The organism is Streptomyces sp. NBC_00212 (assembly GCF_045206365.1).
GTDB lineage: Bacteria > Actinomycetota > Actinomycetes > Streptomycetales > Streptomycetaceae > Streptomyces.
The window spans coordinates 5136549-5161581 of record NZ_CP108115.1; the positions used below are offsets into that span (position 1 = coordinate 5136549).

A 25033-nucleotide genomic window follows, 5' to 3' on the forward strand; every position below is an offset into this window, starting at 1 on the left:
GGCGGAGCCCCAGGCGGCCCGGGTCAGCTCGTACCCCCGCCCGCGGCGCAGCCCAGCCGCTTCGTCAGCGTGTACTCCGTAACCCCCGGAGGATAGTCGGGGATGGCGCACACCACCTCGTACCCCCGCTTGCGATAGAACCCCGGCGCCTGGAAGTCCCACGTCTCCACCCGCGCGAAGCCGCAACCCCGCTCGGAGCGCGCCAACTCCTCGGCAGAGGTGAGGAGTTGGGAGCCCAGGCCCCCCGAGCGGAGCCCCGCGTCGACCCACAGGAGGTCCACGTGCAGCCACCCCGCCCACGTACGCCCCACCAGGCCCCCCGCGAGCAGCCCCTCCTCGTTCAACCCCCAGACATGGAGCGGCACTTCCTTCTCCGACGGAGTCCCCCGCAGCGCGCGCAGCACCGGGGACCGCTCGGTATTCGTGTCCCGCAGCCGCCGATGCAGCTGCACCTGCCGGTCCTTGTCCACTTCTGTCTCGATACGAAACATGGAACTCACCCTAAACATTCGCGCACGCCAAGTAGCCGTACGGGTTCAATCAGTTCTGCAAAGTGCCTTCCGCTCACAGCTCACGGCCCTACGCTGATGCACAACACCGGTGGGGGCCGGTGTTGATCAGGGGGCGAGACAGTCGGGTACGTCGCCCGGGGCGGGGTAGTACTCAGTGCACGGCGGCGGCCGTGCGACTGCGGTGAACCCAGCTCCGGGCGCCGTACCCGTACCGGTCCGTCCCCCGACCCTGGGGGTGTCACTTGGTACGTATCCGAGTTCTGGTGGTGGACGACCACCGCATCTTTGCCGAGTCGCTCGCCGCGGCCCTGGCGGCGGAGCCCGATGTGGACGTCGCCGCGGCCGGCAGCGGCCCCGCGGCGCTGCGCTGCCTGGAGCGGGGCGCCGCCGAAGGGCGCAGATTCGATGTGATGCTCGTCGACGCGGACTTGGGCACGTCGGCGACGGTCCCGGTGGCCCGCGCGGTGCCCGACAGCGGCGCCGACGGCCTGGTGGACGGCATCTCCCTGGTCGCGGGCGTGCGTTCGGGCCAGCCCGCGGTGCGCACCGTCGTACTCGCCGAGAAGGACGACCCGCGCCGGGCCGCCCTCGCCCTGCAGGCCGGCGCCTGCGGCTGGGTCGCCAAGGACTGCTCCCTGCAACGGCTGCTCGCCGTGATCCGGGGCGTACTGCGGGACGAGACGCACCTGCCGCCCGCGCTGCTCACCGGCGTCCTGCGGGAGCTGACGGCCGCCCGCAAGCACCGCACCGAGTCCGAGCGGCTGGTGGAGTCGCTCACCCCGCGTGAGCGCGAGGTGCTGCGCTGCATGGTGGCCGGGCTCGGCCGCAAGGCGGTCGCCGAGCGCCTGTTCCTGTCGCCGCACACGGTGCGCACCCACATGCAGAACGTGCTCGGCAAGCTGGGCGTGCACTCCACGCTCGCGGCCGTCGCACTGGCCCGCCGGGCGGGCGTCGGCCCGGTCGACCTAGCCGGGGATGTTGTCGAACGGGGCGGTCAACTGGCGTAGCAGGGCCGCCAGTTCGCCCCGCTGGTTGCGGCTGAGCTCGCCGAGGATGGCCCGCTCCTGCTCAAGGAGTCCGGCGAGCGCCTGGTCGGCCCGGTCGCGCCCCTCGGGTGTGAGCCGCACCAGGACCCCGCGCCGGTCGCTGGGGTCGGGCAGCCGCTCGACCAGGCCCTTCTTGGCGAGCCGGTCGATCCGGTTGGTCATCGTGCCCGAGGTGACCAGCGTCTGCGTCAGAAGCTGCCCGGGGGAGAGCTGGTAGGGGGCGCCCGCGCGCCGCAGCGACGTCAGCACGTCGAACTCCCAGGGCTCCAGGCTGTGCTCGGCGAACGCGAGCCTGCGGGCCCGGTCGAGATGGCGGGCCAGCCTGCTGACCCGGCTGAGCACCTCGAGTGGTTCCACGTCGAGGTCCGGGCGCTCTCGGCGCCATGCTGCGACCAATCGGTCGACCTCGTCCTCCATGGCGATCAGTGTAGAGGGTCTGTCGACGTGAAGTCTCTTGACGTCAAGATATATATCGAGCCACCATTGGGCATGGAGGGGCCGGGACCCTGTTCCGCTTCGGCCAGCCGTACCTGCAAGGGGGCTCGAACATGCATTCCGATTCATCGACGACCACCACTCAGACCGAGCCACCGGTCTGGGACCCACAGCAGTATCTGCGTCACGCCGGGCACCGCACCCGCCCGTTCCTCGACCTGCTCGGCCACATTCCGGAACTCCCGGCGATCGGCGGCCTCTCGCCCCGGATCGCCGACCTCGGCTGCGGCCCCGGCAACGTCACCGTCCGCCTCGCCGACCGCTGGCCCGACGCCCGCATCACCGGCTTCGACCTGTCACCGCAGATGCTCGCCCAGGCCGACAAGGACCATGCCGGCACCACCGCGGGCGGCGGCTGGCTCGACTTCCAGGTCGCCGACGCCGCGCACTGGCTGCCGGACGAACCGTACGACCTGATCGTCTCCAACGCGGCGCTGCAGTGGGTTCCCAACCACCCCGAGTCGTTCCGGGCCTGGATCGACGGGCTGAGCCCCGGCGGCACCTTCGCCTTCCAGGTCCCCGGCAATTTCACCTCGCCCAGTCACGCGATCCTCGCCGAACTCTGCGAGTCCCCGCGCTGGCGCTGCCGCCTCGACGACCACGGCCGCCGTTACGTCCATATCCTCGAACCCGCCGACTACCTCACCCGCCTCGTGGATCTCGGCTGCGAGACCGATGTCTGGGAAACCGTCTACTGCCAGCTGCTCACCGGCCCCGACCCCGTCCTCGACTGGGTGAAGGGCACCGCCCTGCGCCCCGTGCTCACCGCGCTCGACGGCGACCAGGAAGCCATTGACGCCCTGCTCACCGAATACCGCGACCGGCTCCGCGAGGCCTACCCGCCGGGCCCGCACGGCACGGTCTTCCCGTTCCGTCGCATTTTCGCCGTAGCCAGGAAGAAGTAGAGGAAGTAGAAGGAGTGGAAGAAGCAGGAGGAACGAGCCGATGCTTGCCGCTGTCGACCATGTGCAGCTCGCCGCCCCGCCGGGCAGCGAGCCGCAGTTGAGGACGTACTACGAAGACATACTCGGCATGACCGAAATCCCCAAGCCCCCGGTGCTCGCGGCCCGGGGCGGCTGCTGGTTCCAGTACGGGACCGTCCAGCTCCACCTCGGCATCGAGGAGGACTTCCGCCCCGCGAAGAAGGCCCACCCGGGGCTGCGCGTCACCTCGATCGATGCGTACGCGCGGCGCCTGGAGGGGCACGGCGCCAACGTCGTCTGGGACGACGACCTGCCGGGCCACCGGCGCTTCTACTCCGAGGACCCGGTGGGCAACCGCCTGGAATTCCTGGAGCCGGTCGCCTCCGGATGAACAACGCCGAGTGCCCCGCCCCTTTCCGTTGAGAAGGGGGCGGGGCACTGGGCGTATCGGCCTAGTAGATGCCGTTGTACGTGTTCCAGCCGGCACCCAGGCTCGCGCGCTCCTTGAAGGAGCCCGTGCCGTTGGCGTCGTAGCGCCAGGCCTTGCCGGAGCTGTCGACGCCGATCACGTCGGCGCGGCCGTCACCGGTCATGTCGCCCGGGGTGGCCAGCTTGTTGTAGCCGTTCCAGCCGCCGCCGAGGTCGATGCGGTTGCCGAAGCCGGGCGTCGACTTGCCCGGGTACATGAACAGGTGGCCGTTGCCGTCACGGGCCAGCAGGTCCGCGACGCCGTCACCGTTGATGTCACCGGCGCCGATGAGCTTGTTGAAGCCGTTCCAGCCCGCACCGAGGTCGACCCGGTTGTAGAACCCGGTCGCCTGGCCGTTGCCGGGGTAGAGGTACATGTGGCCGTTGTTGCCCCGCGCGAGCAGGTCGCCGTTGCCCTCACCGGTGAGGTCGCCGACCCCGGCGATCCCGTTGAACGCGTCCCAGCCGGCGCCGAGGTCGTGGCCCTCGACGAAGAGGTGACCGCCGCCGAGCTCCAGCAGCGTGCCCCAGCGGCTGTCGGCGCGGAGCGAGGAGGTGAAGGTGACGTTGGCCCCGGCCCAGCCGCCGACGTCGCTGATCAGCTTGCGGTCGGCCAGGGTGCCGTTGCCCAGCGCGTAGTAGTAGTAGAGCGAGCCCTGGGTGTCGAGGCCGAGCAGGTCGCCCTTGCCGAAGGACGCGTTGCCGCCGGCATTGGCCAGGACGGAGCCGTTCCAGCCGGTGGCGTTCATGGCGCCCCGCGGGCCCAGGCCGCCCTGCGGGTCGACGCCGTAGTACCAGAGCGCCCCCGCGAGGTCGCGCCCCACGATGTAGCTGCCCGCGGCGTCGTCCATCACGAGGAGCTGGTTGTAGACGTTCCAGCCCGTGCCGATCTTGACGCGGTCCTTCAGCGGGGCAGCGGTGCTGCCCGAACCCGAATAGAAGAACAGGTCGCCGCCGGGCGTGCGGGCGACGATGTCGGCGATGCCGTCGCTGTTCATGTCGAGGCTGCCGACGATCTGGTCGTAGATCCCCCAGCCGCTGCCGACCTTGACCCGGTCCCCGAAGGGGCTGCCGCTGATCGAGCCGGTGCCGGGGTACAGGTACAGGTCGCCGGAAGGCGTACGGGCCAGCAGGTCGGCTTTGCCGTCACCGGTGAGATCGCCGGGCACGATCAGCTTGTTGTACGCGTTCCAGCCGGTGCTGGACCACGACAGTGAGCCGCCGTAGACAGAGAGGCTGTCCTGCTGGTTCTGGTCCTTGACCGGCGTGGCGTACAGGCCCGAGTACAGGGCCAGCGTGCCGGTCGGCGACACGACGAACAGCTCGGGGTTCCCGTCGCCGTCGATGTCGCCGGGCTCGATCAGGTCCTTGGCCGGGGCGTAGCTGCTGGAGACCTCCGGGTTGTGGGTGATCTTCCAGGGCTCCAGGTAGACCTTGCCGTTCGGCTCCTGGTACAGCAGATCGCTGTCGCCGTCCTTGTTCAGGTCGAACCGGGGCTTCCGCGGGACGGCGGCGGTCGTGGCGCTGTAAGGCGTCTTGTGCTGGGGCCGGGCCGCGGAGGGCTCGGCAGTCTGCGGCTTCGCCGGCTTCGCCGCGACATGCGGCCCCGCCGGGTTGCTGTCGGCCGAGGCCGGGCCGGCGAGCAGCATGCCCGCCGACAGAACGATGGCGGTGCAGGCCGCGAGGCGGCTCGCGCGCTTGGTGCGCACAGAGGACAAAATTCCCCCCATGGGAATAAGCGGGTAGATCCGGGGGGAATGGAATCGCTGCGTATTCGTCGTCGCATGGGCGCACGGAAAAGGGCGCGGCACACACGCCGTGGCGGCAGTACGCAGTCACGGGTGATTGCACGCGAGGAATGGCGAAAATCCCCCCCGGGATTGTGCGTGAAGACTACAGCGGATACTTGTGTAGTTGAAGTGAAAATTGTGGCCGATGTTGTCCGCTGCTACCCGACGCCATTGCCCGATGGGGGCTGGGTATCAGTTCTTGCGGTGGCCTATCAGGCGCGGTTTCGGTTCAAGACCGTCCAAACCGTGCCAGGCCAGATTCACCAGATGCGCCGCGACTTCCGCCTTCTTGGGCTTGCGCACGTCCAGCCACCACTGCCCGGTGAGCGCCACCATGCCGACCAGCGCCTGCGCGTACAGCGGCGCCAGTTTCGCGTCGAAACCGCGGGCCTTGAACTCCAGGCCCAGAATGTCCTCGACCTGGGTCGCGATGTCGGAGATCAGCGAGGCGAACGTTCCCGTCGACTGGGCGACGGGGGAGTCGCGCACCAGAATGCGGAATCCGTCCGTATACGTATCGATGTAGTCGAGCAGGGCGAATGCGGCCTGCTCCAGGAGTTCCCGCGGGTGCCCCGCGGTCAGTGCGCCCGTCACGCCGTCGAGCAGCGAGCGCATTTCCCGGTCCACGACGACCGCGTACAGGCCTTCCTTGCCGCCGAAGTGCTCGTACACCACCGGCTTGGAGACGCCCGCCTTCGCCGCGATCTCCTCGACCGAGGTGCCCTCGAAGCCCTTCTCCGCGAAGAGTGTGCGACCGATGTCCAGCAGTTGCTCCCGGCGCTCGGCGCCGGTCATCCGGGTCCGGCGGGTGCGCCGGGGCTTCTCTGCGGAGCCTGGGGCCCCGGCCGAGCGGGAGGAACCAGAGGTGCTGGTGGTACGGGTGGTACTGGAGTCGGTCGCCACGTCGTCCATCATGCCGCCTCGGCGGCCTTGTCCTTGCGCCGGGACCGGTCGCCCTCGTTCCGCTTGGAGTCGATACGGGCCGCGCTCGGCCAGCGCACGTCGTAGGCCAGACCCAACTGCTCGCACCAGCGGATGATCCGGGCACTGGAGTCGATCTGCCCGCGCATCACCCCGTGCCGGGCCGACGTCGGGTCCGCGTGGTGCAGGTTGTGCCACGACTCGCCGCAGGACAGGACCGCCAGCCACCACACGTTGCCGCTGCGGTCACGCGACTTGAACGGCCGCTTGCCCACCGCGTGACAGATCGAGTTGATCGACCACGTCACATGGTGCAGCAGCGCGACCCGCACAAGCGAGCCCCAGAAGAACGCCGTGAACGCGCCCCACCACGACATCGTCACCAGACCGCCCACCAGCGGCGGAATCGCGAGGGACACGATCGTCCAGTAGACGAAGTCGCGCGAGATGCGGCGGATCGCCGGGTCGGCCAGGAGGTCCGGGGCGTACTTCTCCTGCGAGGTCTGCTCCTCGTCGAACATCCAGGCGATGTGCGCCCACCACAGGCCCTTCATCAGCGCGGGCAGCGTCTCGCCGAACCGCCACGGCGAATGCGGGTCGCCCTCCGCGTCCGAGAACTTGTGGTGCCTGCGGTGATCGGCCACCCAGCGCACCAGCGGCCCTTCCACCGCCATCGAGCCCGCGACCGCGAGCGCGATCCGCAGCGGCCGCTTCGCCTTGAACGAGCCGTGCGTGAAATAGCGGTGGAAACCGATCGTCACGCCGTGGCAGCCCAGGTAGTACATGAACACGAGGAGGCCGAGATCGAGCCAGCTGACCCCCCAGCCCCAGGCGAGCGGCACCGCGGCGAGCAGCGCCACGAAGGGCACCGTGATGAAGAGCAGCAGAGCGATCTGCTCGATGGAGCGTTTGCTTTCGCCGCCCAGCGTCGCGGACGGCACCGGAGGTTCGTCCGGCGACTTGAGCAGATCGGGACTGGTGGTCATGGGGAGTACCCCCGGCAGGGTGAGGAATTCGAGAGGGATTGCCTGGCTACGGTTGCGTAACCTACGGCAACGTAAGTATGGCAGTGCCGTGGCCCGGGACAAGAGCCCGTGGACGGCGGGGCGGAACGGGACACCTATCCTGGGTGTCGTCGGACAGCGCGGTCCGCAAGCCTCCAGAACCCTCCAGACGTGCTCAAACACTGCAAGGAGCCGCACCTGTGAGCAGTGCCGACCAGACCCCCTCCGCCAGCCACGAGCTGCGCGCCGACATCCGCCGACTGGGTGACCTGCTGGGCGAGACCCTCGTCCGACAGGAGGGCCCCGAGCTCCTTGAGCTTGTCGAGCGGGTCCGCGCGCTGACCCGGAGCGACGGCGAAGCAGCCGCCGAACTCCTCGGCGGCACCGAAGTCGAGACCGCCGCCAAGCTGGTACGCGCGTTCTCCACCTATTTCCACCTCGCGAACGTGACCGAACAGGTCCACCGAGGCCGTGAGCTGCGCGCCCACCGCGCCGCCGAGGGCAGCCTGCTCGCCCGCACCGCCGACATGCTCAAGGACGGCGACCCCGAGCACGTCCGCGAGAGCGTCAAGAACCTCAACGTGCGGCCGGTCTTCACCGCCCACCCCACCGAGGCCGCCCGCCGCTCCGTCCTCAACAAGCTGCGCCGCATCGCCGAGCTCCTGGAAACCCCGGTCATCGACTCCGACCGGCGCCGCCACGACCTGCGCCTGGCCGAGAACATCGACCTGATCTGGCAGACCGACGAGCTCCGCGTCGTACGCCCCGAACCGGCCGACGAGGCCCGCAACGCCATCTACTACCTCGACGAGCTGCACGCCGGCGCCGTCGGGGACGTACTGGAGGACCTGGCGGCCGAACTGGAGCGCGTCGGCGTCGAGCTGCCCCCGGGCACCCGCCCGCTCACCTTCGGCACCTGGATCGGCGGCGACCGCGACGGCAACCCCAACGTGACCCCCGCGGTCACCTGGGAGGTGCTGATCCTCCAGCACGAGCACGGCATCAACGACGCGCTCGAAATGATCGACTTCCTGCGCGGGCTGCTCTCCAACTCCATCCGCTACGCCGGAGCCACCGAAGAGCTGCTCTCCTCCCTCCAGGCCGACCTCGAAGCCCTCCCCGAGATCAGCCCCCGCTACAAGCGCCTCAACGCCGAGGAGCCCTACCGCCTCAAGGCCACCGCAATCCGGCAGAAGCTCGTCCACACCAAGGACCGGCTCGCCAAGGGCACCCCGCACCAGCCGGGCCGCGACTACCTCGGCACGGCCGAGCTGCTCACCGACCTCACCCTCATCCAGACCTCCCTGCGCGAACACCGCGGCGCCCTGTTCGCCGACGGCCGCATGGACCGTACGATCCGCACGCTCGCGGCGTTCGGCCTCCAGCTCGCCACCATGGACGTACGCGAACACGCGGATGCCCACCACCACGCGCTCGGCCAGCTCTTCGACCGGCTCGGCGAGGAGTCCTGGCGCTACGCCGACATGCCGCGCGACTACCGGCAGAAGCTGCTCGCCAAGGAGCTCCGCTCCCGCCGCCCGCTCGCGCCCACCCCGGCCCCGCTGGACGCGGCCGGACAGAAGACCCTCGGCGTCTTCGGCACCGTCAAGGAAGCCTTCGAGCGGTTCGGGCCCGAGGTCATCGAGTCGTACATCATCTCGATGTGCCAGGGCGCCGACGACGTGTTCGCCGCCGCCGTCCTCGCCCGCGAGGCCGGCCTCATCGACCTGCACGGCGGCTGGGCCAAGATCGGCATCGTGCCGCTCCTGGAGACGACCGACGAACTGCGCGCCGCCGACGTCATCCTCGACGAAATGCTGGCCGACCCCTCCTACCGGCGCCTCGTCTCGCTCCGCGGCGACGTCCAGGAGGTCATGCTCGGCTACTCGGACTCCTCGAAGTTCGGCGGCATCACCACCTCCCAGTGGGAGATCCACCGCGCCCAGCGGAGGCTGAGGGATGTCGCTCACCGTTACGGAGTCCGGCTGAGGCTGTTCCACGGCCGCGGCGGCACCGTCGGCCGCGGCGGCGGCCCCTCGCACGATGCCATCCTCGCCCAGCCCTGGGGCACCCTGGAGGGCGAGATCAAGGTCACCGAGCAGGGCGAGGTCATCTCCGACAAGTACCTCATCCCGTCGCTGGCCAGGGAGAACCTGGAGCTCACGGTGGCGGCCACGCTCCAGGCATCCGCCCTGCACACCGCGCCCCGCCAGTCCGACGAGGCGCTCGCCCGCTGGGACGCGGCCATGGACACGGTGTCCGACGCGGCCCACTCGGCGTACCGCAAGCTCGTCGAGGACCCGGACCTCCCCGCCTACTTCTTCGCCTCCACTCCCGTCGACCAGCTCGCCGAGCTGCACCTCGGCTCACGGCCCTCGCGCCGCCCCGACTCGGGTGCCGGCCTCGACGGGCTCCGCGCGATCCCGTGGGTCTTCGGCTGGACCCAGTCCCGGCAGATCGTGCCCGGCTGGTACGGCGTCGGCTCGGGCCTCAAGGCGCTGCGCGAGGCCGGGCTCGACACGGTGCTCGACGAGATGAGCGAGCGCTGGCACTTCTTCCGCAACTTCCTCTCCAACGTGGAGATGACGCTCGCGAAGACGGACCTGCGGATCGCCCGGCACTACGTCGACACGCTCGTGCCGGACGAACTGAAGCACGTGTTCTCCGCGATCGAGGCGGAGCACGAGCTGACCGTGCGGGAGGTCCTCCGGATCACCGGGCGCGATGAACTGCTGGGCGCCAACCCGGTGTTGCAGCAGACCTTCGCGATCCGGGACGCGTATCTGGACCCGATCTCCTACCTTCAGGTCGCGCTCCTTGCCCGCCAGCGGTCGGCCGCGGAGCGGGGCGAGGCGGCGGACCCGCTGCTGTCCCGGGCCCTTCTCCTCACGGTGAACGGCGTGGCAGCGGGCCTGCGCAACACGGGCTGATTTTCCCCACCCCGCCCCTTCCCCAGACCCTCCGGGGGTTGGGAAGGGGCGGAGGCTGGTCCTGGGGCTCCGCCCCAGACCCCGTTCGCGCCTGAAGGGCGCTCGTCCTCAAACTCCCCCAAGGCCTTAAGGGCCAGGGGGGACCCCCATGACGGGCTGAAATGCCCCGGTGCGGGCCAGCACCATCCTGCTAGGGGCGCGGGGCTGTGACATGTGCGGCTTCGCCGCGTGTGCGCGACCGGGAGTGCCGGGTGCCTTACAGGGGCGCGGGGAACTGCGCGAGCACCACGCACGGTCCGCAGGCCGAAGGGCGGTTGGGGTGGCAGGGCGCAGCGCAGGGGATGCCTGCGAGGGATCCTGCTCAGGGGCGCGGGGAAACTGCGCGAGCAACCATGCACGGTCCGCAGGTTGACGGGCTACGGGGTTCGGGCTGCAGCCCGGGGTGCCTGCACCGGATCCTGCTAGGGGCGCGGGGAACTGCGCGCTCAGCCACCCACGGTCCGCAGGCCGAAGAGCGGGGGTCGGGGGCAGCGCCCCCGGAAGCTACAGGGCGATGAATGCCGCCGCCATCGTCGCCGCGCCCACCAACCCCGTCACCCACGCCGTCCGCGGCATCCGCAGGCCCCCGCCTACCACCAGCGCCGCGAGCAGCAGCGCCCCCGCCAGCGGCAGCCATGCGTACAGGAGGCCCGCCGCCCCGCTGCGTACCGCCTCCGCCGTGCCCGGTTTCACGACCACCGGTATGTGGTCGCCCCGCCGAACCGCCACCGACTCGGCGATCGTCATGCCCGGGTGCGCCGACGAGCCCGGCGAGGGCCGGTAGGGGCCGGTGCACACGTCGTCCGCGCACCTCGTCACCGTCAGCGTGCCGTGGTCGCGGCCCTTCGCCAGGACCACGTGCTGGGCGGTGCCCCACGACGACCAGAACCCGGCGACCACGAGCAGCGCGGCGACCAGGGCCATCGCGGCCCGGCGCACGTACAGCAGGAAGGTACGGCTCCGTTTCGTCATGGGGCGCGATCCTGACGGCTGTGGATGCGCTCGGTCAACCTCTACCCAGCAATCGGCGCCGCTCTGCCATGCCTTGTCAGGAGTTGTACGTCGACTGGGCTCGTTCCAGGCCCTCGATGACCAAGGCCTCCGCCGCGTCCGCCGCCCGGTCCACGAAGTAGCCCAGCTCCTTGCGCTCCGTCGAGGAGAAGTCCTTCAGGACGAAGTCCGCCACCTGCATCCGCCCCGGCGGCCGCCCGATCCCGAACCGCACCCGGTGATAGTCCGCACCCAGCGACTTCGTGATCGACTTCAGGCCGTTGTGCCCGTTGTCCCCACCGCCCAGCTTCAGCCGCAGCACCCCGTAGTCGATGTCCAGCTCGTCGTGGACCGCGACGATGTTGGCCACCGGCACCTTGTAGAAGTCGCGCAGCGCCGTCACCGGACCACCCGAAAGGTTCATGTACGACAACGGCTTGGCGAGCACCACCCGGCGGTTCAGCGGACCCGGCGGACCGATCCGTCCCTCCACGACCTGCGCCCGCGCCTTGTGCGCCTTGAACCTGCCGCCCATGCGCTCCGCGAGCAGATCGACGGTCATGAACCCGACGTTGTGCCGGTTCGCGGCGTACTCCGGACCCGGATTGCCCAGGCCCACGATCAGCCAGGGTGCGTTCGCGTCGGTCGTCATGGGGACTGCGTCTCCTCACGAAGGGACAAAACATGTGGACGAAACATATGGACAAAGAAAAAACGGGGCGGCGGGCCATTGTGGCCCGCCACCCCGTCGGAGTCCGTGCCCGGCACGGATCTCAGGCAGAGCGTGCGGCTCAGGCCTCGGCGCCTTCGGCGGCCTCGGTCTCGGCGGCCGGCTCCTCGGCCTGCGCGGCCAGGATCTGGATGACGACGGCCTCGGGGTCGGTGGCCAGGGTGGTGCCCGCCGGGAGCTTGATGTCCTTGGCGTGGATGGCCGCGCCGGCCTCAAGGCCCTGGATGGAGACGGTGACCGAGGTCGGGATGTGGGTGGCCTCGGCCTCGACGGAGAGCGTGTTCAGCACGTTCTCGACCAGGAAGCTGCCCGGGGCCAGGTCGCCCTCGGTCTCGACCGCGACCTCGACCGTGACCTTCTCGCCCTTCTTGACGAGCAGCAGGTCGACGTGGACCAGGTAGCCCTTGATGGCGTCACGCTGGACGGCCTTCGGGATGGCGAGCTCGGTCTTGCCGTCGATGTCCAGGGACAGCAGGACGTTCGCGGTACGCAGCGCCAGGTGCAGCTCGTGGCCCGGCAGGGTCACGTGGACCGGCTCGGTGCCGTGACCGTAGATGACAGCGGGAACCTTGTTCTCACGGCGGATGCTGCGGGCGGCGCCCTTGCCGAAGCTGGAACGGACGTCGGCGGCGAGCTTGATCTCAGCCATGTGCACTCCTCGTAGAAGATGATCCAAAAATGGTGGTCACCCGGCCACGACTGGCCTGCTACGAAGAGCGCGTCGATAACGGACCGCCGTACCTCAGGTACGGCCTCCCTCGCCGAGCAACTTCCCCAGGCTACCCGGCCACCCCCCCACCCGCCCAATTGGATCAGCCGGGGAGGCTCTGTTGTCGAATCCTGCCTCATAGGCGTTCGCCTATCCTTGCTGTTCATGGACCTGCTGCTGCACCTCAGGTACTTCCGCACCGTCGCCGAAGAACAACACTTCGGCCGCGCCGCCGAACGCCTGCGCGTTGCCCAGCCCTCCCTCTCCCAGCGCATCCAGCGCCTCGAACGCGAACTCGGCGTCCGCCTCCTCGACCGCGGCCGCACCGGCGCCACCCTCACCCCGGCGGGCCGCCTCGTCCTCGCCGAAGCCGACCCCCTGCTCGACGCCGCCGACCGCCTGCGCACCCTCGTCGGCCGCGTCCAAGGAGGCGCCGCAGGCACCCTGCGCGCCGCCGTCCCGCCCCAGCTCGGCGGCGCCACCATCGCCGCCCTCCTCACCGCCTACCGCGACCGCAGCCCCGGCGGCGAACTCGACCTCCGCGAACTCAGCACCGCCGACCAGAGAGCCGAACTCACCGCGGGCACCCTCGACGCCGGCATCGTCCGCCACCCCTGCCCCGCGACCGGCCTCGGCTTCGGCCCCCAACTCCACCAGCCACTCGGCGCCCTCCTCGCCGACCAGGACCCCCTCGCCGCCCACACCGAGATCGACGTACGCGAACTCGACGGCCGCGAACTCGTCCTCTTCCCCCGCGCCGACGCCCCCGCCCTCCACGACGAAACCCTCACCGCCTGCGCCCGCCACGGCTGCACCCCCAGCGCCGTCCGCGAAGTCGCCGGCATCGAATTCACCCGCGCCCTCATCCTGTCCGGCACCCACGTCGTCGCCCTCCTGCCCCGGCCGGCCCCCGAACCCGGCACCACCTGGCGCCCCCTGCACGCCAACCCCCTCACCTGGCGCACCTCCACCGCCTGGCCCGCCGGACGCGACGGCCCCGCCGTCCGCCTCTTCACCGAAGCCGCCCACGACGTCCTGCGCGAAACCGCCGGCCTCACCCCCACCGCCACCCAGCGGCGCCTCTTCCCCCGCCCCGCATCGGAGTTCCCGCTGTGAACACCCCCGTACGCAGCCGCATCACCGCCGCCTTCACCGACGCCGGCATCACCGGATCCCTCTGCGCCACCGACATCGACACCGGCGCCGACATCACCCTGGCCGCCGACACCCCCGTCTCCACCGCCAGCGTCCACAAGCTGTGCCTCGTCGCCACCCTCTACCGCGAAGCCGCCGCCGGACGCATCGACCCCACCACCCCCCTCGACATCCCCGCAGGCGGGCGCGCCCCCGGCCCCACCGGCCTCGCCGTCATGCGCGACGCCGCCCGCCTCTCCCTGCGCGACCTCGCCTCCCTCGCCATCGCCGTCAGCGACAACGCCGCCGCCGACCTCCTCTGGGACCACCTCGGCCTCGACACCGTCAACGCCACCATGAACGCCCTCGGACTCACCCGCACCATCGCCGTCCACAACCAGGCCGGCCTCTACGCCACGATGGTCACCGACACCGGCCGCAGCGGCCCCGCAGCCCTCGTCGACCCCGCCGCCGTCGCCCGCCTCACCGTCCTCGATCCCACCCGCACCAACCGCTCCACCCCCCGAGAAATCTGCGCCCTCCTCGCCGCCGTCTGGCGCGACGAGCTCTGCCAAGAACCCTGGGCCGACGAACTCCGCGCCATCCTCGGCGTCCAGGCCTGGAGCCACCGCCTCGCCTCCGGCTTCCCCTTCGACGACGTACACGTCAGCGGCAAAACCGGCACCCTGCCCACGCTCCGCCACGAAGCCGGGGTCGTCGAATACCCCGACGGCGGGCGCTACGCCGTCGCCGTCTTCACCCGCGCCGCCTCCACCGCCGCCACCCTGCCCGCCGCCGACGCCGCCATCGGACGCGCCGCCAGAATCGCCGTCGACGCGCTGCGCGCCACACCCACCAGGGCATGAAGAAGGGGCCGCGCCCGAAACCGGACGCGGCCCCAACTCCCAACAACTACAAGCTAGTTCTCCTCGAACAGACTCGTCACCGAGCCGTCCTCGAAGACCTCGCGCACCGCGCGGGCGATCGACGGAGCGATCGAAAGCACCGTGATCTTGTCGAGCTCCAGATCCGACGGATCCGGCAGCGTGTTCGTGAACACGAACTCGCTCACCTTGGAGTTCTTCAGACGGTCCGCGGCCGGACCCGACAGGATGCCGTGCGTCGCCGTCACGATGACGTCCTCCGCACCGTGCGCGAACAGCGCATCGGCAGCGGCGCAGATCGTGCCACCCGTGTCGATCATGTCGTCGACCAGGACACAGACGCGGCCCTTCACATCACCGACGACCTCGTGCACCGTCACCGTGTTCGCGACGTCCTTGTCACGGCGCTTGTGCACGATGGCGAGCGGCGCGTCCAGACGGTCGCACCAACGGTCGGCGACCCGCACGCGACCCGCGTCCGGAGACACGATCGTCAGCTTCGAGCGGTCGACCTTCGCACCCACGTAGTCCGCCAGCACCGGCAGCGCCGTGAGGTGGTCCACCGGACCGTCGAAGAAGCCCTGGATCTGGTCCGTGTGCAGGTCGACGGTGAGGATGCGGTCCGCACCCGCCGTCTTCAGCAGATCGGCCACCAGACGCGCCGAGATCGGCTCACGGCCCTTGTGCTTCTTGTCCTGACGGGCATAGCCGTAGGACGGCACGATCACCGTGATCGAGCGGGCCGACGCGCGCTTCAGCGCGTCGATCATGATGAGCTGCTCCATGATCCACTTATTGATCGGAGCCGTGTGGCTCTGGATCAGGAAGCAGTCCGCACCACGCGCCGACTCCTGGAAACGAACGTAGATCTCACCGTTCGCGAAGTCGAAGGCCTTCGTCGGCACGAGGCCCACACCCAACTGGTGCGCAACCTCCTCGGCCAGCTCGGGGTGGGCGCGGCCGGAGAAGAGCATCAACTTCTTCTCGCCGGTCGTCTTGATCCCGGTCACAGCACAGTCTCCTCAGACGTGTTCGATGCCGCTGCACCCGCGCGGTCCCTGTCGCGGCGAGCCAGCCGAATATGTGCACCTGTCGCGTCTATCACGGTACGCCGTGAAAGACGCGCCCGAATCCGGTCAGTTCTCCCCACCCGACTGCTCGGCCGCAGCCTGAGCAGCCTGCGCGGCAGCACTTCCCGGACGCTTGCGCTCCACCCAACCCTCAATATTCCGCTGCTGGCCACGGGCGACAGCCAACGAACCCGGCGGCACATCCTTCGTGATCACCGAACCCGCAGCGGTGTAAGCACCGTCCCCCACTGTGACAGGAGCAACAAACATGTTGTCCGAACCCGTCTTGCAGTGTGAGCCGATCGTCGTGTGGTGCTTGGCCTCACCGTCGTAATTCACAAACACGCTGGCCGCGCCGATGTTCGTGAACTCACCGATCGTCGCGTCCCCCACATACGACAGATGCGGAACCTTCGTCCCCTCACCGATCGTCGCGTTCTTCGTCTCGACGTACGTACCGATCTTGGCCTTCACCCCGAGGCGCGTACCCGGCCGCAGATAGGCGTACGGGCCGACCGTCGCACCCTCACCCACCTCCGAGTCGTACGCCACCGCATTGTCGAGCCGAGCGTCCCGGCCCACGACCGTGTTCGTCAGACGCGAATTGGGACCCACCTCGGCACCCGAAGACAGGTGAGTCGTCCCCAGCAGCTGAGTACCGGGAAGCACCACGGCATCCTGCTCGAAAGTCACCTGAACATCGACGAACGTCGACGCCGGATCCACCACCGTCACACCCGCGAGCATCGCCCGCTCCAGCAACCGGTCATTCAGCAAACGACGCGCCTCGGCCAACTGCACCCGATTGTTGATCCCCAGAATCTCCCGGAAATCCCCCGCCAACGACGCACCGACCCGATGCCCCGCCTCACGCAGAATCCCCAGCACATCAGTCAGATACTCCTCACCCTGACTGTTGTCCGTCCGCACCTTCCCCAACGCATCCGCCAACAACGCGCCGTCGAACGCGAACACACCCGAATTGATCTCACGAATCGCGCGCTGCGCCTCGCTCGCGTCCTTGTGCTCGACGATCGCGGTGACCGCACCCGAGACGTTGTCCCGCACGATGCGGCCGTAGCCCGTGGAGTCGGCGACCTCGGCGGTCAGCACGGTGACCGCGTTGCGGTCCGCCTCGTGCGTACGGGTCAGCTCCGCCAGCGTCGCGCCGGTCAGCAGCGGGGTGTCGCCGCACACCACGACGACCGTGCCCTCGATGGTCTGGCCCAGCTCCTCCAGCGCCATCCGGACGGCGTGGCCGGTGCCGTTCTGCTCGTACTGGACCGCGGTGCGCGCCTCGGCGTCGATCGCGCCGAGGTGGGCGGACACCTGCTCGCGGGCGTGGCCCACGACCACGACGAGGTGCTGGGGGTCCAGCTCACGAGCGGCCGCCACGACATGGCCGACGAGCGAGCGCCCGCAGATCTCGTGCAGAACCTTGGGAGTGGCCGACTTCATGCGGGTGCCCTCACCCGCGGCGAGGACGACGACGGCGGCCGGGCGGGTTGCGCTCACGGAGGTGCCCTTCGGCTTCGGGGGGTGGACACCCGAAGGATACCGGGGGGTTTCGCGGATGAAATCGGGGTGGGGGCGGGGGAAAACGCGGCGGGTCCTGACTGGGACAGTCAGGACCCGAACTTTTGAGCTCCCAGGGAAGGAATCGAACCCTCATTCAATGGACCAAAACCATTTGTCCTGCCATTAGACGACCTGGGATGGTCTGCCCTCTATGTCCGTTTCGACTCACCGGTCGAGAGGGCAGCCCCTACTATGCCGTACCAGGCGCCTTCCATGCGACGGTACAGATCGACGCTATCCCGGACATAGATCGCGAGGCAGCCCCGGTACGTGTCGCCGGTGTTCTTCCGGAGTGTCTTCGGGTTGTGGCGCTTGAGTACGGGCTTGTTGAAGCTGGCGGGGTCGAGGCCTGTCAGTTCCGCCCAGAACCGCGTCGCTTCCTCCACGTCGGCCGACTCGTGAATGTTGACGCAGAGACGGAGCCGTTCCGGCGTGACGCCCTGCAGCCCCAGCCACTTCAGGTAGAGCTCGATCACGTTCGGGTCGCTGTTGATGAACTTCAGGGACTCCCGGCGGGCCCAGGGCTTGTCCTTTGCTCCCTCTGCCCAGTACAGGACCACGCCGACGAGGTACAGCTCCCGATCGGACAGCTCCCCGACGTCGGCCGCCGAGTCCTCCTTGGCCTGCTGGCGCTCCTCCTCGCGCCGCTGAAGCGTCGCCTCCCAGCCTCGCCGGGCGATCGCCGACGCCTCCTCCGGGGTGCGGGTGCGGTCCGGCTTGGGGAGGTCGCGGACCCACAGGGATATCGAGCTCTTCGAGCAGCCGAGCTCGACCTGGATCTGGTCGTACGTCATGCCCTGTGCGCGGAGCTCTCTCGCCCGGTCGCGGAGGTCGTCCTTGGCGTTGGGGCGCTTGGTCCACTCGGGGGCCGGTTCGCCGTTCAGGAGGCGGTTCAGGAGGTCGTTGTTGTCGACGAACAGGCGGTCGCGGATCTGGCGGCGGCTGAGGCCTTCTCGGCGCAGGGCGACGGCCTGCTCGCGCAGGGCCTCGAAGTCGGCGTATTTGCCGGGTGTGGTCGATGTCATACGGACACGCTCGTCCGGAATGCGGATGTCCGCTCGAATAGGCGGGCGATTCACTACATCAGGGGATGATCGACGATTTCTGGCGTGTTCGAGGGGATTTCGTGCTGCGCACGCCGACGGAAAAACGTTCGCGCTCGCCCGTAGTCTGGGTGCTATGACCGCAACGGGGGCTTACCAGGAAGCCACGGGGTTGACCTCCCGTGGCTGGTGGTGGTGGGAACGCAGGCGCAGCGCGGTGCTGGATGTGCTGCTCGGGTTGATCTCCGCGCTGGAATGTGCGCTGGAGGGTGTGAGTTTCGCGGGGGACGCGGGGTTGCCCGTGCCGGCCGGGGTGTTGCTCGGGCTTGCCGCGGGGGCGTCGTTGGTGCTTCGGCGGCGGTGGCCGATCGCCGTGGTGCTGGTGTCGATCGCGGTGACGCCGGCCAGCATGGGTTTCATTCTGAGCGTGGTGGGGCTGTACACGCTGGCCGCGTCGGATGTGCCGCGCCGGATCACGGCGGCGCTGGCGGGGATGTCGGTGGCGGGGACGTTCATCGTCACGTTCGTGCGGATGCATCAGAGCGTGGCGCGAGGTGATTACGACCCGGGGCGCTGGTACGTGCCGCTGGTGTCGCTGGTGATGTCGCTCGGGATCTCGGGTCCGCCGCTGCTGTACGGGCTGTATATAGGGGCGCGGCGGCGGTTGATGGAGTCGTTGCGGGAGCGGGCGGATTCGCTGGAGCGGGAGTTGTCGCTGCTCGCGGACCGGGCCGAGGAGCGGGCGGAGTGGGCGCGTACGGAGGAGCGGACGCGGATTGCCCGGGAGATGCATGACGTGGTGGCGCACCGGGTGTCGTTGATGGTGGTGCACGCTGCGGCGTTGCAGGCGGTGGCGCGCAAGGATCCGGAGAAGGCGGTCAAGAACGCGGCGCTGGTCGGTGACATGGGGCGGCAGGCGTTGACGGAGTTGCGGGAGATGCTCGGGGTTTTGCGGGCGGCGGATCAGCGGCCGGTGGCGGTGCGGGTGGCTCCGGTGCCGTTGGCGGCGGTGGGGGTGGCTGCCGCGGCTGCCGCCGCCGCTGCGGAGGAGGGTCCGTGTCTGGCGGACATCGAGGCGTTGGTGGGGCAGTCCCGGGAGGCCGGGATGGTGGTGGAGCTGATGGTGCAGGGGGAGGCGCGGGGGTATGACGCGCTGGTGGAGCAGACGGCGTACCGGGTGGTCCAGGAGGCGCTGACCAATGTGCACAAGCATGCGGCGGGCGCGAAGGTGATGGTGCGGCTGGCTCGGCGTGAGGCCGAGGTGGCGATGCAGGTGGAGAACGGTCCTGCGGACGGGGTCACGGAGGATGCGGGGTTGCCGTCCGGCGGCAATGGTCTGGTGGGGATGCGGGAGCGGGTGACGGCGCTGGGCGGGGTGTTCGTGTCGGGGGCGACGGATGCGGGCGGGTTCCGGGTGTCGGCGGTGCTGCCGGACCGGGCTCCGGTGGTGTCGTAGCGTCCCTGGGGCTCCGCCCCAGACCCCGGGGGCGCCCCACCCGGGCCCTGGGGGCTCCGCCCCCAGACCCCCGTTCGCGCCTGAACGGCGCTCGTCCTCAAACGCCGGACAGGCTGGATATGCCTCCGCATCGGCCCTGCTATGGGTTCGGGTCAGCCCGATGTCAGGCGGATTGGCTGGGTGCCCGTGAGGAGGGTGTTCAGGGCGTGGTCGATGTCGGGCCCGAGGTACCAGTCGCCGGTGTGGTCGAGGGAGTAGACGCGGCCTTCGGCGTCGATGGCCAGTACGGCCTGCTGGTCGCCTTCCTCGCCGAGCGGGGCGATGTCGGTTTCGAGGGCGCGGCCGAGGTCGGCGAGGGTGCGGGCGAGGTGGAGGCCGGCGAGGGGGTCGAAGCGCAGGGCGGCGGGGGCGTTGCGGCGGCCGGGGCCCGGGGCGGTGAGGCTGAGGCCGCCGAATTCGGCCCAGGCTTCGACGGCGGCGGGGAAGACGGTGTGGCGGTGTCCCGCGGGCGAGGTGTGGCCGCGCAGGACGTCGGCCCAGGCTTCGGCCTGGCGGATGTCCCAGCGGCCGGGCTGCCAGCCGGCGGTGCGCAGGGCGGCGTCGACGGGGACGGGGAAGCGGGTGGTGGAGATGTCCGGCATCGGCCGCGGCCTTTCCGTGAGGTTTTGGTAGTGGGGTCGGCTCAGGGTTCGACGCTGCGGACGCCGAAGTGGTCGAGCAGGGCGGTGCAGGAGCGGCAGGGGGGTGCGTAGCTGCCGTGGAGGGGGTCGCCGTCCTCGCGTATGCGGCGGGCGGTGAGTTTGGCGTGTTTGAGGGCGCGGCGGGCCTCGCCGTGGGTGAGGGGCTTGCGCTGGGCGCGTTTGGAGCGTCCTGTTTCGACGGCGGTCAGGTGTCGGGAGAGCAGGATGGCTTCGGGGCAGCGGCCGGTGAAGCGTTCGCGTTGGCCGCTGGTGAGGGTGTCGAGGTAGTCCTGTACGAGGGTGTGCAGGATCGGTGGCTGTTCGCCTTTGCCGGCGGTACAGGTGAGGGTTTCGCCGCGTACGGAGAGGGCGGCGGCGATGGCGGGGAGGATGCCGTCGCGGCGGTGGCGGAGTAAGGGAGCGGCGGTGGTGGCCGTGGCGCTCCACCCCAGGCGTGGGTCGCCCGGCCCCTGGCGTGGGTCGCCCGGCCCCTGGCGTGGGTCGCCCGGTGTCCCTTTTATCGCGCTTGTTGCTGATGTTTCGCCTGGTGCGGTGTGCATGGTGCTGTGTTCCTCCCACTGGCCGCGGCTTCAGCCGCACGTGTCAGCGCCCCCGAGTTGCGGGGACAGCCTGCCAAATGTGCGTACTGGTACGGAAGCTGGGGCGTGATAAGCCGCGCGTCGCGGGCGCAGGGTGATGCGGGTGTGACGGTTGGTGACCGATATGCGGGGCCGGGACCCGGTATTGCCTCACCGCATAGTCTGGTCCTCACCAGCCAGACGCAGAGCACGCAGCAGGGGGCAACCGCCATGACGACAGGTCGGCTCGGGCAGCATGCCGCGCCACCGAACGCGGCCTATGCCGGGCAGGTCGTGCACTTCCCGGATCCGGTCCGGGCCTCCCGGCATCCCAGAGGGGTGCGGGTGGACGAGAACGGCTTCCCGGTCTTCTCGGCGTACGCCCGTGCGGCGGCGGAGATCGCGGAGCCGCCCGAGGGTTTCGGGGTGGACGAGCTCCGGCTGACCGACTACGTGTCGGCGAACGCGGCGCTGGCCGCGGCGGGCCACGAGCTGTGGGACACGATCGCTCCGGTGGCGACGCCGCACGGCTGGACGTGGCATCACGTGCCGGGCGGCCGCCGTCTCGAACTGGTGCCGGTCGAGGTGAAGGCGCTGCTGCGGCATTACGGCGGTCTCGCGACGGCGCAGGTCGAGCACGGCAAGCGGGGTACGCGTCCGCTGCAGGAGACGCGGCCCGCGCATTTCGGTCTGCCGAAGGGTTCGGTGTCGGTGACGGAGTCCCAACTCCTCGGTGTGGAGGAGGACTTGGGGTACCGGCTGCCGGGTGCCTACCGGTCGTTCCTGAAGGCGGCGGGGGGTTGTGCCCCGATGGGCGCGGCGCTCGACGCCGAGCTGGGGCTCCTGGTGGACCAGCCGTTCTTCACGGTGCGTGAGGAGGCGGCGGTCAACGACCTGGTGTACATCAACAAGTGTCTGCGTGATCACCTCACCAAGGACTATCTGGGCGTCGCGTTCGTCCAGGGCGGGATCCTCGCGGTGAAGGTGCGGGGTTCGGCGGTCGGTTCGGTGTGGTTCTGCGCGTACGACGACGCGCGGGACCGGGACGGGCTGAGCGTGCACGAGCGGGTGGAGCAGCTGCTGCTGCCCTGTGGGGACGATTTCGACGCGTTCCTGGCGCGGCTCGCGGGCAATCCGCCGGAGCTGGAGACCGTGGCGAACCTGATGGTGGACGGCGGCTTCGCGCGCGCCGTCGAGACGACCTCGGTAGGGGAGTGAGCCGGCCGATGGTGACTTTCGCTCAGGCGCAGGAGCGCGCGGAAGAGTGGATCAACGGCGATGTGCCCGCGTATCAGCACCGTGAGGTGCGGGTACGGGAGTTCGAGCTGGGTTTCGTGGTGTGGGCGGAGGACCGCGAGAACGGGCCTTCGGGCGGTGGCGGCGCGCAGCGTCTGGTGATCGCCCGGGACAGCGGCGAGGCGTCGCTGTGGCCGGCGCTGCCGGTGGGTGAGGTGATCCGCCGGTACGAGGAGGAGTACGGGGTGCCCGAGGGCGCGCCGCCCGCGCCGGAGCCCCCGGCGCGGATCGATCTGAACCAGACGTCGTTCCTGCTGAGTCCGCCGGAGTGGTTGCAGGAGGCGGCGGACAAGCTGGGGATTCCGGACCGGCGGGGCGAGAGTGCCGCTTCGGGTGCTTCTCAGGGCGCTGGTTCCGGTGCGTCGCAGGGGGCCGGTGTTTCTCAAGGTGCCGGTGTGCCCGGTGCCGGGGCGTCTCCCGGCGCCCCCGCTCCCGCTGCTCCCGAGCCCGCGTGGCCGGCGCCCGCCGCCGCCTCGCAGGGCGGTCCGGCCGCCGGGACTCCGGCCGGGGCCACGCCCTGGGCGGGGACGGACACCAACGCCGGTTCGGACGACGGTTCGGTGCCGCTGCCGGCGACGGTGTTCGCGCCCTCGCTGTCCGGTTCGGACGAGGAGGACGCGGCCCCGCCGAGGGCGCTGCCCGAGGCGAAGACCGCGCTGATGGCGGGGGGCAGTCAGCTTCCGCCGACGGCCCTTGCGCCGGCGCTCGACCCGCAGGCCGGGCCGCCGCCGGGGTCGACCCCGCCGCCGGTCGCGCCCGCTCCCGTTGCGCCCGCTCCGGTCCCGCCCGCCCGCTCCACCGGCCCCGCGTCTTCGGGCGCCGGGGACATCGCGGACGCGGCCACCAGCAAGGCGGTCGGGCCGCCGCCGGGTGCGCGGGCCGTGCGCGGCGGGGGTTCGACGACTCCGCCGCCGCCCGGTGCGCCGGGTACTCCGGGTGCCCGTCCGGGCGTGCCGGTGCCTCCTCCCGCGCCGGGTTCGACTCCGCCGCCGGGTGCGCCCGCGGGCGGTTATCTGCCGACGCAGCTGGTCTCGCAGCTCGGCCCCGAGGGTGCCCAGCCGCCCGGCCCGCCGACGCCGCCGCCCGCGCAGGGCGGGGTGCACCAGGCGGCCACGATGTTCGCGGACCCGAGCCAAATGGGCCCCGGCGGTCCTGGTGGCCCGGTGCCTCCCGGTCCTCCCGGGGCGCCCGGCGCCCCGATGCCGCCGGGCCCTCCCGGTGCGCCCGGTACCCCGCCCGGCGGGGTGCACTATGCGGCGACGATGTTCGCGGACCCGAGCCAAATGGGCCCCGGCGGTCCTGGTGGCCCGGTGCCTCCCGGTCCTCCTGGGGCGCCCGGCGCTCCGGGTGCCCCGATGCCGCCCGGCCCGCCCGGAGCCCCGGGTGCCCCCGGCGCGCCCATGCCGCCCGGTCCCCCCGGCGGCCCGCAGCCGCCCGCGGTTCCGGGTGCTCCCGGCGCTCCCGGTGGCGGCGTGCACCAGGCGGCGACGATGCTCGCGGGGCCCGCGCAGATGGGTCCCGGTGGTCCGGGTGCTCCGATGCCGCCCGGTCCGCCCGGCATGCCGCCGGGTGGTCCGGTACCGCAGGCGCCGCCCGCGTACGGCTATCCGCAGCAGCCCCCGGCGGGGCCGCCGACGGTCGGCCCGGGTTATCAGGCGGTGCTGCGCTACCGTGCGCCCGACGGGTCCGAGCAGCAGCTCATCCGCCGTTCGGCGCCGGGCATTCCGCACCCGGAGTGGCAGATCTTCCATGAGCTGCGGGCGATGAACGTGCCCGCCGACCATGTGCTCGAACTGCACACGGAGCTGGAGTCGTGCGAGCTTCCGGGTGGTTACTGCGCGCGGATGATCCGTGAGCAGTGGCCGCAGGTGCGGATCACGCATGTCGCCCCGTACGGCAAGGATCACGGCTCGCGTCGGCAGGGTGTGCAGCATCTGCTCACCCACCAGGGCGAGTTGGCGCAGGTGGCGGACGGTCCGGCCAGGCCGCAGCCGGTGCGGGCGCCGATCCCGGCGGTGCAGCCGGTGCCGCCGCTGCCGCCGGAGGGGGTGGCGCACGAGCTGGCGGGCGCGTTCGGGCCGCAGGGTGTGTTCCGCTTCGACCAGCGCGCGGTGTCGCGGCAGGGCGTGCCGGAGGTCGTGGCGGTCACGCTGGTGTGGGCGGGTCTTCCGGTGGACTTCGGGCCGTTCTTCTGGGCGCAGGCCGCGCCCGGGCAGCCGGTGCCGACGCTGGCCGAGCTCGCCCAGCAGCGCGGTGTGCAGCCGGCCGCGGACGCGGGCTCGTACCTGGTGATGGGCTCGGACTTCGGGCGGGCGATCTGTGTCCAGTACGGGACCGCGAACATCGTGGCGGTGCCGGTGGAGGCGGGGCCCGGCGGGCAGTCGGTGCCGCCGCAGTTCGTGAACTCGGGGCTGCCCGAGTTCGTGCGCTCCCTCGCGTTGCTCGGCCGGATGTGGCGGCTGCGGTTCGGGCTCAACCCCGAGCAGGCGGGCCGCTGGACGGTCGACTTCCAGGCGCAGCTCGCGGCGCTGGACCCGGCGGCCCTGGCGTCGCCGGAGAGCTGGTGGTCGGTGCTGCTTGAGCAGTTGTGGGACGGGCTGCTCTGACCGTTGCCTTTCGCTGTGCCGAGGCGCTCACCGTGCGGGTCGCGGTGGGCGCCTCTTGCGTGTGTCACCTGGGCGATTCCGGCTTCTGACGCCAATTGGCGCATCCTTGGGCGTGCGGTGTGGGCGGAGTGTCGCGTTATGACCACTTCGC

The 25033-nt window shown here is 70.6% G+C and carries 22 protein-coding genes and 1 tRNA gene; 9 read left to right on the forward strand and 14 right to left on the reverse strand.

Annotated elements, in window-relative coordinates; all coding sequences use genetic code 11:
• Window positions 1–23: 23 nt before the first annotated feature.
• The gene (locus OHA17_RS23630; RefSeq protein WP_406508264.1) at window positions 24–491 is read right to left on the reverse strand and encodes a GNAT family N-acetyltransferase; all 468 of its coding nucleotides are present in this window, start codon (window positions 489–491) and stop codon (window positions 24–26) included.
• A gap of 263 nt (window positions 492–754) precedes the next feature.
• Between OHA17_RS23630 and OHA17_RS23635 the strand changes: the two genes are divergently transcribed.
• Entirely contained in the window at window positions 755–1519 is a 765-nt protein-coding gene (locus OHA17_RS23635) for a response regulator transcription factor (protein ID WP_053724555.1), read from the forward strand.
• Here OHA17_RS23635 and tamR read toward each other — a convergent pair.
• The gene (gene tamR / locus OHA17_RS23640; RefSeq protein ID WP_053724556.1) at window positions 1478–1975 is read right to left on the reverse strand and encodes a MarR family transcriptional regulator TamR; all 498 of its coding nucleotides are present in this window, start codon (window positions 1973–1975) and stop codon (window positions 1478–1480) included. The genes OHA17_RS23635 and tamR overlap by 42 nt on opposite strands.
• A gap of 131 nt (window positions 1976–2106) precedes the next feature.
• Between tamR and OHA17_RS23645 the strand changes: the two genes are divergently transcribed.
• Both OHA17_RS23645 and OHA17_RS23650 read left to right on the forward strand, forming a co-directional pair.
• Window positions 2107–2958 (forward strand): trans-aconitate 2-methyltransferase, encoded by an 852-nt coding sequence (locus OHA17_RS23645; RefSeq protein WP_406508265.1) that lies wholly within the window; start codon window positions 2107–2109, stop codon window positions 2956–2958.
• Between the two features lie 40 nt (window positions 2959–2998).
• Window positions 2999–3367, forward strand: coding sequence for a VOC family protein (locus tag OHA17_RS23650; RefSeq protein ID WP_406508266.1), 369 nt, complete (start codon window positions 2999–3001; stop codon window positions 3365–3367).
• A 61-nt stretch (window positions 3368–3428) separates the two neighbouring features.
• Here OHA17_RS23650 and OHA17_RS23655 read toward each other — a convergent pair whose 3' ends face one another.
• The 3 genes from OHA17_RS23655 to OHA17_RS23665 form a co-directional block, all read right to left on the reverse strand.
• Entirely contained in the window at window positions 3429–5153 is a 1725-nt protein-coding gene (locus OHA17_RS23655) for an FG-GAP repeat domain-containing protein (RefSeq protein WP_406508267.1), read from the reverse strand.
• Between the two features lie 273 nt (window positions 5154–5426).
• The gene (locus OHA17_RS23660; RefSeq protein WP_406508268.1) at window positions 5427–6149 is read right to left on the reverse strand and encodes a TetR family transcriptional regulator; all 723 of its coding nucleotides are present in this window, start codon (window positions 6147–6149) and stop codon (window positions 5427–5429) included.
• On the reverse strand, window positions 6146–7141 hold the full coding sequence (locus OHA17_RS23665) for an acyl-CoA desaturase (protein ID WP_406508269.1): 996 nt from the start codon (window positions 7139–7141) through the stop codon (window positions 6146–6148). The genes OHA17_RS23660 and OHA17_RS23665 overlap by 4 nt, the downstream gene beginning before the upstream one ends.
• A 218-nt stretch (window positions 7142–7359) precedes the next feature.
• Between OHA17_RS23665 and ppc the strand changes: the two genes are divergently transcribed.
• On the forward strand, window positions 7360–10089 hold the full coding sequence (ppc, locus tag OHA17_RS23670) for a phosphoenolpyruvate carboxylase (RefSeq protein WP_053724562.1): 2730 nt from the start codon (window positions 7360–7362) through the stop codon (window positions 10087–10089).
• Window positions 10090–10632: 543 nt separating this feature from the next.
• On the opposite strand, the gene OHA17_RS23675 is transcribed toward ppc, so the two are convergent.
• From OHA17_RS23675 to OHA17_RS23685, 3 genes are all read right to left on the reverse strand, one after another.
• Window positions 10633–11100 carry a hypothetical protein gene (locus OHA17_RS23675; protein WP_406508270.1) on the reverse strand — a complete coding sequence of 156 codons (468 nt, stop codon included), beginning with the start codon at window positions 11098–11100 and terminating at the stop codon, window positions 10633–10635.
• A 76-nt stretch (window positions 11101–11176) separates the two neighbouring features.
• On the reverse strand, window positions 11177–11770 hold the full coding sequence (gene pth, locus OHA17_RS23680) for an aminoacyl-tRNA hydrolase (protein ID WP_053724564.1): 594 nt from the start codon (window positions 11768–11770) through the stop codon (window positions 11177–11179).
• A gap of 139 nt (window positions 11771–11909) precedes the next feature.
• Window positions 11910–12497, reverse strand: coding sequence for a 50S ribosomal protein L25/general stress protein Ctc (locus OHA17_RS23685; protein ID WP_406508271.1), 588 nt, complete (start codon window positions 12495–12497; stop codon window positions 11910–11912).
• Between the two features lie 225 nt (window positions 12498–12722).
• Here OHA17_RS23685 and OHA17_RS23690 point away from each other — a divergent pair, with 225 nt between their 5' ends.
• Complete coding sequence (locus OHA17_RS23690) at window positions 12723–13673, forward strand: LysR family transcriptional regulator (RefSeq protein WP_406508272.1); 951 nt, start codon at window positions 12723–12725, stop codon at window positions 13671–13673.
• Window positions 13670–14557: a serine hydrolase gene (locus OHA17_RS23695; RefSeq protein ID WP_406508273.1), complete on the forward strand. Its 888-nt coding sequence runs from the start codon at window positions 13670–13672 to the stop codon at window positions 14555–14557. Before OHA17_RS23690 ends, OHA17_RS23695 begins: the two co-directional genes overlap by 4 nt.
• Window positions 14558–14610: 53 nt before the next feature.
• On the opposite strand, the gene OHA17_RS23700 is transcribed toward OHA17_RS23695, so the two are convergent.
• From OHA17_RS23700 to OHA17_RS23715, 4 genes are all read right to left on the reverse strand, one after another.
• On the reverse strand, window positions 14611–15585 hold the full coding sequence (locus OHA17_RS23700; protein WP_053725021.1) for a ribose-phosphate diphosphokinase: 975 nt from the start codon (window positions 15583–15585) through the stop codon (window positions 14611–14613).
• A 126-nt stretch (window positions 15586–15711) separates the two neighbouring features.
• A complete protein-coding gene (glmU, locus tag OHA17_RS23705; RefSeq protein WP_406508274.1) occupies window positions 15712–17160 on the reverse strand; it encodes a bifunctional UDP-N-acetylglucosamine diphosphorylase/glucosamine-1-phosphate N-acetyltransferase GlmU in 1449 nt (482 codons plus the stop codon).
• Between the two features lie 130 nt (window positions 17161–17290).
• Window positions 17291–17361 (reverse strand) — tRNA-Gln (locus OHA17_RS23710).
• An 11-nt stretch (window positions 17362–17372) separates the two neighbouring features.
• Window positions 17373–18248, reverse strand: a complete 876-nt coding sequence (locus tag OHA17_RS23715) for a hypothetical protein (protein WP_406508275.1) — start codon at window positions 18246–18248, stop codon at window positions 17373–17375.
• 154 nt (window positions 18249–18402) lie between these two features.
• Between OHA17_RS23715 and OHA17_RS23720 the strand changes: the two genes are divergently transcribed.
• Complete coding sequence (locus OHA17_RS23720; RefSeq protein WP_406508276.1) at window positions 18403–19722, forward strand: sensor histidine kinase; 1320 nt, start codon at window positions 18403–18405, stop codon at window positions 19720–19722.
• 152 nt (window positions 19723–19874) lie between these two features.
• Here OHA17_RS23720 and OHA17_RS23725 read toward each other — a convergent pair whose 3' ends face one another.
• Both OHA17_RS23725 and OHA17_RS23730 read right to left on the reverse strand, forming a co-directional pair.
• Complete coding sequence (locus OHA17_RS23725; protein ID WP_398875961.1) at window positions 19875–20363, reverse strand: SUKH-3 domain-containing protein; 489 nt, start codon at window positions 20361–20363, stop codon at window positions 19875–19877.
• A gap of 41 nt (window positions 20364–20404) precedes the next feature.
• A complete protein-coding gene (locus OHA17_RS23730) occupies window positions 20405–20962 on the reverse strand; it encodes a YwqJ-related putative deaminase (protein ID WP_406508277.1) in 558 nt (185 codons plus the stop codon).
• 249 nt (window positions 20963–21211) lie between these two features.
• On the opposite strand from OHA17_RS23730, the gene OHA17_RS23735 reads away from it, so the two are divergent.
• Both OHA17_RS23735 and OHA17_RS23740 read left to right on the forward strand, forming a co-directional pair.
• Window positions 21212–22198 (forward strand): SMI1/KNR4 family protein, encoded by a 987-nt coding sequence (locus OHA17_RS23735; RefSeq protein WP_406508278.1) that lies wholly within the window; start codon window positions 21212–21214, stop codon window positions 22196–22198.
• An 8-nt stretch (window positions 22199–22206) separates the two neighbouring features.
• Window positions 22207–24882, forward strand: coding sequence for an SUKH-4 family immunity protein (locus OHA17_RS23740; protein ID WP_406508279.1), 2676 nt, complete (start codon window positions 22207–22209; stop codon window positions 24880–24882).
• Window positions 24883–25033 lie beyond the last annotated feature (151 nt).

Bases quoted from the DNA above. Each gene is read 5' to 3' on its own strand.
- pth (WP_053724564.1), bottom strand. From the start codon at position 11,770: ATGACGACCGACGCGAACGCACCCTGGCTGATCGTGGGCCTGGGCAAT.
- OHA17_RS23690 (WP_406508272.1), top strand. From the start codon at position 12,723: ATGGACCTGCTGCTGCACCTCAGGTACTTCCGCACCGTCGCCGAAGAA.
- OHA17_RS23685 (WP_406508271.1), bottom strand. From the start codon at position 12,497: ATGGCTGAGATCAAGCTCGCCGCCGACGTCCGTTCCAGCTTCGGCAAG.
- OHA17_RS23630 (WP_406508264.1), bottom strand. From the start codon at position 491: ATGTTTCGTATCGAGACAGAAGTGGACAAGGACCGGCAGGTGCAGCTG.
- OHA17_RS23735 (WP_406508278.1), top strand. From the start codon at position 21,212: ATGACGACAGGTCGGCTCGGGCAGCATGCCGCGCCACCGAACGCGGCC.
- OHA17_RS23645 (WP_406508265.1), top strand. From the start codon at position 2,107: ATGCATTCCGATTCATCGACGACCACCACTCAGACCGAGCCACCGGTC.
- OHA17_RS23725 (WP_398875961.1), bottom strand. From the start codon at position 20,363: ATGCCGGACATCTCCACCACCCGCTTCCCCGTCCCCGTCGACGCCGCC.
- OHA17_RS23740 (WP_406508279.1), top strand. From the start codon at position 22,207: ATGGTGACTTTCGCTCAGGCGCAGGAGCGCGCGGAAGAGTGGATCAAC.
- OHA17_RS23715 (WP_406508275.1), bottom strand. From the start codon at position 18,248: ATGACATCGACCACACCCGGCAAATACGCCGACTTCGAGGCCCTGCGC.
- OHA17_RS23675 (WP_406508270.1), bottom strand. From the start codon at position 11,100: ATGACGAAACGGAGCCGTACCTTCCTGCTGTACGTGCGCCGGGCCGCG.
- OHA17_RS23660 (WP_406508268.1), bottom strand. From the start codon at position 6,149: ATGATGGACGACGTGGCGACCGACTCCAGTACCACCCGTACCACCAGC.
- OHA17_RS23650 (WP_406508266.1), top strand. From the start codon at position 2,999: ATGCTTGCCGCTGTCGACCATGTGCAGCTCGCCGCCCCGCCGGGCAGC.
- OHA17_RS23720 (WP_406508276.1), top strand. From the start codon at position 18,403: ATGACCGCAACGGGGGCTTACCAGGAAGCCACGGGGTTGACCTCCCGT.
- OHA17_RS23665 (WP_406508269.1), bottom strand. From the start codon at position 7,141: ATGACCACCAGTCCCGATCTGCTCAAGTCGCCGGACGAACCTCCGGTG.
- tamR (WP_053724556.1), bottom strand. From the start codon at position 1,975: ATGGAGGACGAGGTCGACCGATTGGTCGCAGCATGGCGCCGAGAGCGC.
- OHA17_RS23730 (WP_406508277.1), bottom strand. From the start codon at position 20,962: ATGCACACCGCACCAGGCGAAACATCAGCAACAAGCGCGATAAAAGGG.